The sequence below is a fragment of the Halochromatium salexigens genome, assembly GCF_016653295.1.
In the GTDB taxonomy this organism is placed as follows: Bacteria; Pseudomonadota; Gammaproteobacteria; order Chromatiales; family Chromatiaceae; genus Lamprobacter; species Lamprobacter salexigens.
In genome coordinates this window covers 17575-26389 of record NZ_NHSF01000008.1, presented here as the reverse complement: position 1 = coordinate 26389, position 8815 = coordinate 17575, and the positions used below count along the sequence as shown (strand labels likewise).

Sequence of the window (8815 nt, the reverse complement as noted above, 5' to 3'; positions counted from 1 at the left end):
ATTGAGTCGCGCCCTAACCTAGCTTACACTCTCGGGTTCTGGATATTCTCATACGCATCGCTGGCGTAGCTCAGTTGGCAGAGCAGCTGATTTGTAATCAGCAGGTCGTCGGTTCGAATCCGTCCGCCAGCTCCATAAAATCAGGGGCTTGCAGCCAGTTGCCTTGTCCCTGTTTCGTCCCGACTCGATTTTGTCCCTACTGTGTCCCTAGTTGCCGTCGGTCAGGGGTCGCTACCGGGAAGCGATCCCGGCTCGAATCTGAGCAACTGACGGCTCGAATCCGATCCACCATTGGTGGTTGGGATTTCCTCAGCCTGAGGGAATTGTCGCCGTCGGCGGTAATTTTTTACCGGCTCGAATCTGATCCACCATTGGTGGTCTAGGTTTGGACCATGCCCCGATTCAGCGAGCGGCCCGAACGGATCAGACCCCCGCGCCCCTGCTGGCGCTCGCTGCGATCAACCGCGCCGGGACCGCCTAGATTGATAGGCTCTGCCTATCGGGCATGGAAATTGGCGGGGTCAGAAAGACAACGGCTTAGCGAAAAGCATGCACGGATCGTACCCATAGACGCTGCCTATCGTCCCGGCATGCCCCGAGATCGCCGGAATCCCGGCTTCCGCCCCACCAAACGCACAAAGCGCACGGGGTGGGCTTGGCAAGGGGTCTGCTCGGCTCTGACCCCCTGACGGCTGTAGCGGCTTACTGACGAAGCTGTAGCAGCTCGCGCTCAAGCTGGATGATGCGATCCCGAGCCGATTCTAAGACGAAGCCCATAGCCTCATGCTGCGGGGTCATCTGTGCATCATCAGGCTTGGCACGGTGCCGCTGAACCTCCGGGACCATCTGAGAGGCTTCCCTTGGCCCTTCCCCCTCAACGCACAAAAGCGCACGGGGCGGGCTTCGCGATTGTTGATCCATGGGCCATCCCTGACCCTGTGCTGTCATGTCAGCATGTTGTCATGTCAGCCGCTCGACGAACCGCTTGTAGGGTCTGAAGGTCACGGCTCCATCAGAGTCAACGGTCAGGAATCCCCCGATGTACTTGCCCCGGACCTTGGTGCAAGCCGGGATCGAGAAGCACGTATCAGCGTAGCCCGTCGCATAGGCGGTCCGCTTCAGCTCGGTCCCTTCGATTGGGCAGTGCTCGACCTTGGCAAACGGTCCGATGCAATCCATCGGTCCACCAGGGCGCCAACCGATAGCCCCATTGGCGAAGGTGAACGGCTCACTGGCTAGGAATCGCTGCATACCCATCAGACTGCCCCCCACAGCTCGAAGCCTTCACCGTCATACAAGGTCGCGTTGCCGTGATCGTTGACGTGGAGCACGTAGCCGCTGAAGCCGTCGCCTTCGTGAAAGCCGGTCCAGTTTTCCGGTACGTCGTCGAGATCAGCGACACGTAGCAGCTCATCCTCTGCCTCCGCTTCGTCGATTAGGTCTGGGTCGATCCAGAATCCGAAGTCGGAGCCGTCGCCTTCGTGTGGGCCAAAGTAGCAGAACGCTGGCGCGTGATCGCTCAGGATGTCGGTCAGTTCTTCGAGCAAGCATCCTGCATCCTCTGAATCCCACCAGTCTGCGGAGTCGTCTTCCTGTGCATAGCTCGGGATCGGTCCGAAGGGTGCTGCACAGGGTGCAAGATCACGCACCGCGTCGAGAAAGGTCGGGATCAGGTCTTGAGTGCGCAGGGTGCCGTGAGAGATGGTGCCTATGGTCATTGTCGAGTCTCCTAAGTTGTTGGAGCACCGAGCGTTTGCTCGGCTCACCATAGGCGAGACGCTAACCTGACCATGGGCCATCCCACCCCCCGGGGGGCTACAGGACCCCGGCACCGCCCCCATGCACCGGAGTGCAATATGGCGCGCTCAGGGATGGCAGGCTGAGGGCCGATTTTTGGTTAGTCTGGGCTAATAGCACAGGGGTTTTTCGGCTTCTTCCGAAAATCCTAGGAGCGCGAGCCTCCGTGCCCGCCGTTTTTGCCAGTTTCGGCGAAAACTCAAATTGAGGCTTCCGAAGAAATCAACGGCTTGGGCCTCCTCACCCGTCCTCAACTTGAGGCTGAGTGAACAGCGCCAGCATCTCGTCGAGCAGCCCGACCAGGCACCCTCTGTGTGTCTGATAAGCCTCGAACGCCTCCGGGAAGCGGTTTTGTCGGCTTCGCTCGGGCAGGGTGGCCTCGTAGTCAGCAACCCACTCGTTGAAGCGAGCTTCAAACAGCCCCCCGGAGTCCCACAGATCAGCCTGCGAAAAAACCGGAGCGAGCCGCGATCGCAACTGATCGGGAAGCGAGCGCATGACCTTCACCCTGTGCTGCCCGTTGCCGTAGAACTCCCGGCTACGTCGGTCCATCGGCGCGTTGACGGTGTTATCCATGTATCGCAGCACGTCGCGTGCCTGCTCAATATGGTGTCCGCACAACCACAATGCGTGCGGGTCAAGCGATACATCCACCTCGGTCGTGCGTTGCCGGATCACGGCCTCTCGGGGTTGGCGCGGCCACATTCGATGTAGCTCTTGGTCTTCAGCCCATACCTTCTCGAATCGCTGATCACTGATGCTCTGAATTGCCGGGTCTTTCCAATTCAGCTTGGTCTGAATCCGCCGCTTGTATTGCTCGCGTTGCTCAGGTGAGAGCACAGGGGGATAGGCTGAGATTTCTTCCGCTGCAATCATCTCAATTCTCCTGTGCTTCTGGTGGAATCCACCAGGTTCGATAGGTCTGCTCGGCCCCGAGCCATTCGCGTTGCCGGGTCCATCCGAGTTGCTTTAGCGCTGGGCCAATCTCTGAGACGCTGGCGCGGTTGCCGCGTCCTCGGATGACGTACTTGGACCTGAGCAACTGGCGGAAGAACTCCATGTGTCTCGGCCTAGCCCGCTCGTCGTCCGGCATCGCATCGATCAGGTTCTGCAGCCTCTCAGCCATCGGGACACAGCGGATGCTGTACGTCTGGCGCTTGCGGTCCTGCTCGGCTTCGCGGGCTTGCTGTGCTTGCTGCTGAGTCTCTAAGAGCTTGTCGTGAAGTTGGTCGGCCCATGTTTGCATGATTGCAACTCCGTGATTGATGGTTTGTAACAGAATCGGGTCTCAGAAAATCCCGTCCATCCTGTCCAAATGGTGGATTTTTCGGCTGCACAGGGGGTGGTGGCTCGGAAAAGTGGACAGGTTGGACAGGATTTGACCCAATTCCGGTAAATCGCCCTAGAACGCTTCCTTAGGGGAAATTACCCGGATTGGGGTTACATCCCGTCCATGCCAGGGCAATCGCATCAAGCTTTGCTAATATTAGGATTGCTTGATACTCCTGTTTTCTCCTTGTTCTCGGGCCACTCAAAGAGCAGTTTTTCCAGGTAATCCTCGTTGCAAGCGGCCTTCAAGCGTTTGTTCTGCAGCCCCACCTTGGTGTCATCATTCTTCAGTCGTGAGAGCGCGAGGTGACGCAGCACGGCGAGGTTCTCACGCGCCACCGGCTGGCGCACACGGCACTCATCCTCGCGAAAGGCGATGTCGAGAGTCCAATGCAAGCCGTTTTCAACGCCCCAGTGGCCGCGCACGGCGTGGGCAAACCGGGTCGCGCTGGTGCCGATGCTGCCGATGAAATACCGGGTTTCGATCGCGACCTGGCCGTCGACCTCGCGGCGCGTGTCGACCAGGCCGATCATGTTCATCCCCTCCCACAACTTGCTGCGGGGCACCCCGGAGAGATCACCCAGGGTGCGGTAGCGACGCGTCTCGAAACGACCATGTCCGCGCTCGACGGTCTCCAGGAACGCCGAGTCGACATCTTCATAGTCCCTGGCATCGGCGTCGATGAACGCCTCCTCGACCTCGGCGGCCAGGGTTTCCTGGTTGCCCTTGAGCGACNCGACCTGGCCGAGCACCACGCGGTTCGCCGTTGCCCACGCGCTGACCAGATGCAACGCCGCCACCCCCTTGCCGCGGTCGTGCGAGCGGCGCAAGCACTTGCCATCCACGGCCACGATCTCATCGGGAATCAACGCCGCCACCGAGGCGCTCCACTGGCGAAAGCACGCGGCGAACTGCTCAGGGTCGATCAGCGCAAACACGCGCCCGAAGCAATCATGTGACGGGATACCATGAGGCAGCGTCAGAAACGTGCGCAGCCAGCTCTCCTTCGCCTTGGCGAACGTCGCCACCCCCACCCAACCGTCGGCACCGCTCAGGGCCGCCGCGATGGCGATGACCATCATCTCGCTGAGAAGATGCCGGCGCTGGATCTCACAACGCGGATCTTCCAAGGCAGCAAAATGACTTGCAATCGATCGTTCGACACTCAGGTCATCCATGGATGACATCCTCCCACCATCAAAACAAAGGCCGGGATCATCGGGGAAGTGGAATGCCTTGTCTAACAGTATCCGCTAATATGTTGATGCGATTGCCCTGGTAGACAGGCACCGGCTGGGGCTCGGTCGCGTCAGTCCGCTCGGCTGGGCTGGCTGAGTCGATTGAGTCGATCAAGTTGGCCGGGTCGGTCAGGCAGGCCGCATTGGCTGCATTGGCTGGACTCGCCAGGCTGGACCGTTCGTTCAGGCCAGCGGGGGCATCGCGCCCCCAGTGGACCAGGCCATCGCCCGGCTGGAACGCCTGTTTGGCCAGCGCGCGCGGGTCGCGCACGAAACACACCGCTTCCGGCGCCATGGCCAGGATCGGCTTGAGATGCGCGGCCTTCCAGCGGCGCATGCCCACGGCAATGACGCGCTTTGGCAAGCGGGCGACGCCCTCGCGCTGCAGCAGCAGCCAGTCGATGACCTCGAACAGGCTGCCGCGCTGGTGGCTGAAGGGGTTGAGATAGCGGCTGTAGTGCAGATAGGCGGCGGCGAAGAGCTCCAGCACACTGCGCTGACGGCTGCGACGGGGAAACGCCGGCTGGCGGTCGTCGGTCGCGCCCCAGCCGGCGTACCAGGGTTGGCCGAAGACGGTGACGGGTTTGCCGGCCAGCAGCGCCTCGAAGCCGAGCGTGGAGGAGACCACATAGACCTGATCCATGGCGGCGATCAGGGCGTGCGGGTTGTAGGGCTCGCGCAGGAGCCGGGTGCGGGCGTCCTCTTGCAGCTGGCTGAGGTAGCCGCGCTTGCGCCCGGAGCGGACCTCGGGGTGGGTCTTGATGTAGAGGGTGGCGTGCGGATGCTCAGCGCGGGCTGCGGCGACCATGGCGGCGAAGCTGTCGGCCGTGGCGCCGCCGAGCTGGACGCTCATGTCGCCAAAGGTTTGGTCGACGATGAGGATGCGTGGGGCGGCCGTCTCTGGCGCGAAGTCGGTCTGTGCTTGGTTGTATTTGCTGAGCCGATGCTGGAGCAGCAGGGCTTGGGCGCGGGCCGCCTGCTCGCCGATGTCGTCGGCCAGCACATCGGTGTTCGAGGCGAGCAGGGTTTCCAGCGCGGAGGGGCGGGTGCTGTCGTAGTAGATGCCCTCGTCGTCCACCACCAGCGCCAGCGGTGGGAAGCGATCGCCGGTGCCGTGGGAGCGGATGAAGCCGTCTTCTAGCGCCAGATAGGGCAGGCGGTGGCGGGCGGCATAGTCACGCGCGCGGGCGGTGTTGGGCTTGGCGCCCCAGCCGGCGATGGCATCGAGCGGTTGGCGGAAGCCGCGCCAGGTATGGGGGATGATCTCGGCGTCGAGGAGAGATTCGAGCGTTGGGATACGCTGGATGCCGCGGGAGAAGATGCCGATACGCTGTGGCATGGGGTTTATTCTGGTTGGGTTAGTTGGCTTTGCGATGAAGTCTGCAGCAGCCCTTCAAGCGGGTCGCAGGCAGCGCCCGCGCCTTGCTCCGCGCCGAGCAGCCGCGCGACCTGTTCTAGGCGTGCGCGCAGTTGGTCATCACCGAGTAGCGCTTGCAGGCTGCGGGCGACCCGCTCGGCGTCATACTGGCGCCTGGGTAGCACATGGGCGAGACCGCGCGCTTGGGCGCGTTGGGCGTTGTCGAATTGGTCGTCCGCGCTGGGGACCAGCAAGGACGGACGCGCATGCCTGAGCGACCAGCCGATGGTGCCGATGCCGCCGGAATGCACCACGGCCTCAACCCGCGGGAACAGTTGCGAGTATGGCAGATAGGCGGTGACGTGGAGATCATCCGCGCGTGGTAAGTCGGCGTGAAACGGCGTGGAGGCGACGATCAGGCTGCGTTTGCCGAGCGCGCGGCTGGCGCGCAGGCTGTCTTGAAAGAAGCGCCCGGGATGGCTGCGTGCGTTGCCACCCAGGGTGTAGAGGATGGGTGGGCTGCCGGCTTGGATGAAGTCGAGCGCGCGCTGTAGGCTGCGCGCTGTGCCAAGGAAATCAGGCTCTAGCCAGGTGAATCCGGTGATCTGGGTCGGCGCGGGAAAGGCGGCAGATGGATCTCGCAGGGCGGCGGCAGGGTCGGCCATGGCTGCAGCCTGATCGGGAATGGCAGATCCAGGATCAAGGAATACGGAATCCGGGTCGACTAAGGCGCCAGCCGGGGCAGCTGCCGAATGGGTCATGGCGCCAGCCGGGCCGAGCAAGACGGGCGAGCTGAGGAGCAGGTTGAGATCGTGTGAGTACAGCCCCTCGAAGCGGGGATGGCCGAGCTGCTTGAGCCCCAAGCGCGCTTGTTCGCGGCGGACGCTGCGGCTGTGCAGGGCGCTGTAGCCGCGCACCAGGCTGAGGCTGAGGGCCTCGATCGCCGGATGGCGCGCGCAGGCTTGCTGAAGGCCGTGCAGCAGCGGGAACAGGCAGGGGTTGGCGCGGGAGGCGAGCCCCAGTGGCGAGATGGCGCAATAGACCCAGGGGCACTGATGATGGCCCGCGACTAGGGGGCCAGAGAGCGCGAGCTGGTTGCCGAGAACGAGATCTGGCGGTGGTGTCTCTTGCAGCAGGGTCTCTAGTGCAACGCTGCTGAAGTCCCGATACATGCTGACCACTCACACCATTGTCGATATTGGAGCTTGGCACTTTCTGGTGGTATCGAATCTTTGGCAGCGTTGCACTAGCTCGAGCCGGAAGGCGTGCTCGGTTCCACCGAAGGCGTCATTGGAGATCCAAGAGCGGACGCGCGCTGCTGGTACGCGCGCGACATCGCTTCGGGGCTGATCCAGCGGGATCGCCTTCAGCCCAAGGCTGCGGGCGGACTCAAGGTGCCGTTGCTGGGTCGCCAGCAACACCGCATGACCGCGTTGCTGCAGTGCTTGCGCGACGGCGTACATGGGGATGATGTCGCCGAGCGAGCCTTTGGCGATGATCAGGATGCGCCCCAAGGTCGTGTTCCGTTAAGTCCGTTAATCCCGTTAAGCGCGCTTGGGGGCGGACTGTTCAAGGCTGGCGAGCCGCTGATTGTGCTCGGCGAAGTCGTCGATGAGCTGTTTGCTGAGCGCGGGTGGCAGGATTTGGTGTGAGGCGTAAAGCGGGGATTGCCCTGCACGCTGGCGATTGGCGGCCAGCATGTCTGAAAAGCGCATTCTGGGCCGGTAGCGATTGGCGGCCATCGTCATTGCGGAGCAGCGCCGCGTTGTGCTGATCGATGTCGCGCACGAAGTCTTCTGGATAGCCGGTGTAATGATGGCGCTTCACCGCTTGCATGTAGCCTGAGATCAGCACCTGATCCTGGCGGCGCACAAGGCGGGCCAGTCGTCGAGCGTGCCGCGATAATCCACCGCGTTCAGTGGATAATAGAGGCGGTCTCCAGCGCAGAGAGTGATCTTGAAGACCTCGGCGCCGGCCGACTGCAGATCACGCCGCAGACGCGAGAAGAAGGGGCCCATGGGCCCCTGAGTAGCAAAATTCGCTTTCTGTCAAAGGCTGACAGCACGATCTGACCTCCGTGTTGAAGGGGGGGGGGGAGCGGCATGCGGCAGTATACAAACGGCCGAGGCTGCCGTCGATGCCGCGTTGGTGCTCAATACCTAGGAGCGCTCGAGGGCCTCTTTCCAAGGGCTGTCGTCGTCGCGCTTCGGCGACGCGGTCTCGGCGATTTGGTTGTCGGCTGGCATGCAACACCAGATCCACCCCATGGGGGGCGCGCGGCTTTCGGGCTTTCGTGGTTGCCTTTGCCTGCCGCCGGAACTGCAATCACAAGAACACGGCAGCACTCACATTGAACCGCTTAGCCAGCTTTTTAGCGATCTCTTTGCTGATGCCGCGCCGGCCACTCAAGATGTCCGATATGCGACTCTGCGGGGCGCAGTCGGCAAGATCTTCCTGCTTCAACCCATGCTGGTCCATCAGGAAGCGTAGCACCTCTTTCGGCTCGGACTCCTGGATGGGGTAGTACAGCTCTTCATAGGCTGCAACTTGGTCGGCCAGATAGTCGAGCACGTCGGTCAGGGGGTGATGCTCGTTGTCACCGATCTCATCCAGTAACACCTCGATGGTCGCGCGCGCCTGGGTGTAGTCTTCCTCGGAGTGAACCGAGGTCACGCCGACCACTTCCTTGAACGGCATCCAGGCTCGAAGAATGGCTTGCGGTTCGGGCACCGTCTTATGGGTCAGGGCCATCAGTTTCTCCTGTTTCGCTTCCAGCCATCGCGGTCGTATTCTTCATGGGTGAGTACCCCGCGGATGTAGACCTTGTGCCGGTTGTAGTGGATCGCGGTGATCAACCGGTACTTATTGCCCCCGATGTTGAACACCGTCAGCCCACCTACGTAGTCGGCGCTTGCGAAAGTCGCGCGCAGGTGATTGAAGTTGTGAAAGATCTCTGTCTTCATGGTGCGATACCAAGCTTCCAGCGGATGCTTGGCGTCTGGGTGCTTTATCCAGAACTCGACCAGAATCGGCTTCGCGATCACATGCATAAAAGGCAGTATATACCAAGACGGTATATCGAGGAAAAGTTCG

Annotated in this window: 12 protein-coding genes, 1 tRNA gene and 1 pseudogene; 1 reads left to right on the top strand and 13 read right to left on the bottom strand. The window is 61.9% G+C overall.

Translation table 11 applies throughout. The features are described 5' to 3' along the window. Positions 1-59 precede the first annotated feature (59 nt). Positions 60-135: transfer RNA gene (locus tag CCR82_RS00740), tRNA-Thr, on the top strand. Between the two features lie 825 nt (positions 136-960). On the opposite strand, the gene CCR82_RS00735 is transcribed toward CCR82_RS00740, so the two are convergent. The 13 genes and pseudogenes from CCR82_RS00735 to CCR82_RS00680 form a co-directional block, all read right to left on the bottom strand. After that, entirely contained in the window at positions 961-1251 is a 291-nt protein-coding gene (locus CCR82_RS00735; protein WP_201243290.1) for a hypothetical protein, read from the bottom strand. 5 nt (positions 1252-1256) lie between these two features. Then, on the bottom strand, positions 1257-1718 hold the full coding sequence (locus tag CCR82_RS00730; protein ID WP_201243289.1) for a hypothetical protein: 462 nt from the start codon (positions 1716-1718) through the stop codon (positions 1257-1259). A gap of 319 nt (positions 1719-2037) precedes the next feature. Beyond that, a complete protein-coding gene (locus CCR82_RS00725; protein ID WP_201243288.1) occupies positions 2038-2673 on the bottom strand; it encodes a hypothetical protein in 636 nt (211 codons plus the stop codon). A 1-nt stretch (position 2674) separates the two neighbouring features. Further along, positions 2675-3043 (bottom strand): hypothetical protein, encoded by a 369-nt coding sequence (locus CCR82_RS00720; protein ID WP_201243287.1) that lies wholly within the window; start codon positions 3041-3043, stop codon positions 2675-2677. Positions 3044-3267: 224 nt separating this feature from the next. Beyond that, positions 3268-3862 (bottom strand): annotated as a pseudogene (locus tag CCR82_RS18340) (ISAs1 family transposase); the annotation flags it as partial. A 1-nt stretch (position 3863) separates the two neighbouring features. Continuing rightward, positions 3864-4305: ISAs1 family transposase (locus CCR82_RS18335; protein WP_242513146.1), on the bottom strand; the 442-nt coding region annotated here is incomplete at its 3' end. Between the two features lie 37 nt (positions 4306-4342). Beyond that, on the bottom strand, positions 4343-5704 hold the full coding sequence (locus tag CCR82_RS00710) for a capsular polysaccharide export protein, LipB/KpsS family (protein ID WP_242513145.1): 1362 nt from the start codon (positions 5702-5704) through the stop codon (positions 4343-4345). 5 nt (positions 5705-5709) lie between these two features. Then, positions 5710-6894 carry a glycosyltransferase gene (locus tag CCR82_RS00705; protein WP_201243285.1) on the bottom strand — a complete coding sequence of 395 codons (1185 nt, stop codon included), beginning with the start codon at positions 6892-6894 and terminating at the stop codon, positions 5710-5712. Between the two features lie 9 nt (positions 6895-6903). Beyond that, a complete protein-coding gene (locus CCR82_RS00700; RefSeq protein ID WP_201243284.1) occupies positions 6904-7236 on the bottom strand; it encodes a glycosyltransferase in 333 nt (110 codons plus the stop codon). Positions 7237-7266: 30 nt separating this feature from the next. Further along, positions 7267-7470: a hypothetical protein gene (locus CCR82_RS00695; RefSeq protein WP_201243283.1), complete on the bottom strand. Its 204-nt coding sequence runs from the start codon at positions 7468-7470 to the stop codon at positions 7267-7269. Positions 7471-7569: 99 nt separating this feature from the next. Next, the gene (locus CCR82_RS00690; protein ID WP_207190885.1) at positions 7570-7740 is read right to left on the bottom strand and encodes a hypothetical protein; all 171 of its coding nucleotides are present in this window, start codon (positions 7738-7740) and stop codon (positions 7570-7572) included. Positions 7741-8047: 307 nt separating this feature from the next. Further along, the gene (locus CCR82_RS00685; protein WP_201243282.1) at positions 8048-8473 is read right to left on the bottom strand and encodes a helix-turn-helix domain-containing protein; all 426 of its coding nucleotides are present in this window, start codon (positions 8471-8473) and stop codon (positions 8048-8050) included. After that, positions 8473-8772 carry a type II toxin-antitoxin system HigB family toxin gene (locus tag CCR82_RS00680; RefSeq protein ID WP_201243281.1) on the bottom strand — a complete coding sequence of 100 codons (300 nt, stop codon included), beginning with the start codon at positions 8770-8772 and terminating at the stop codon, positions 8473-8475. Before CCR82_RS00680 ends, CCR82_RS00685 begins: the two co-directional genes overlap by 1 nt. Positions 8773-8815 lie beyond the last annotated feature (43 nt).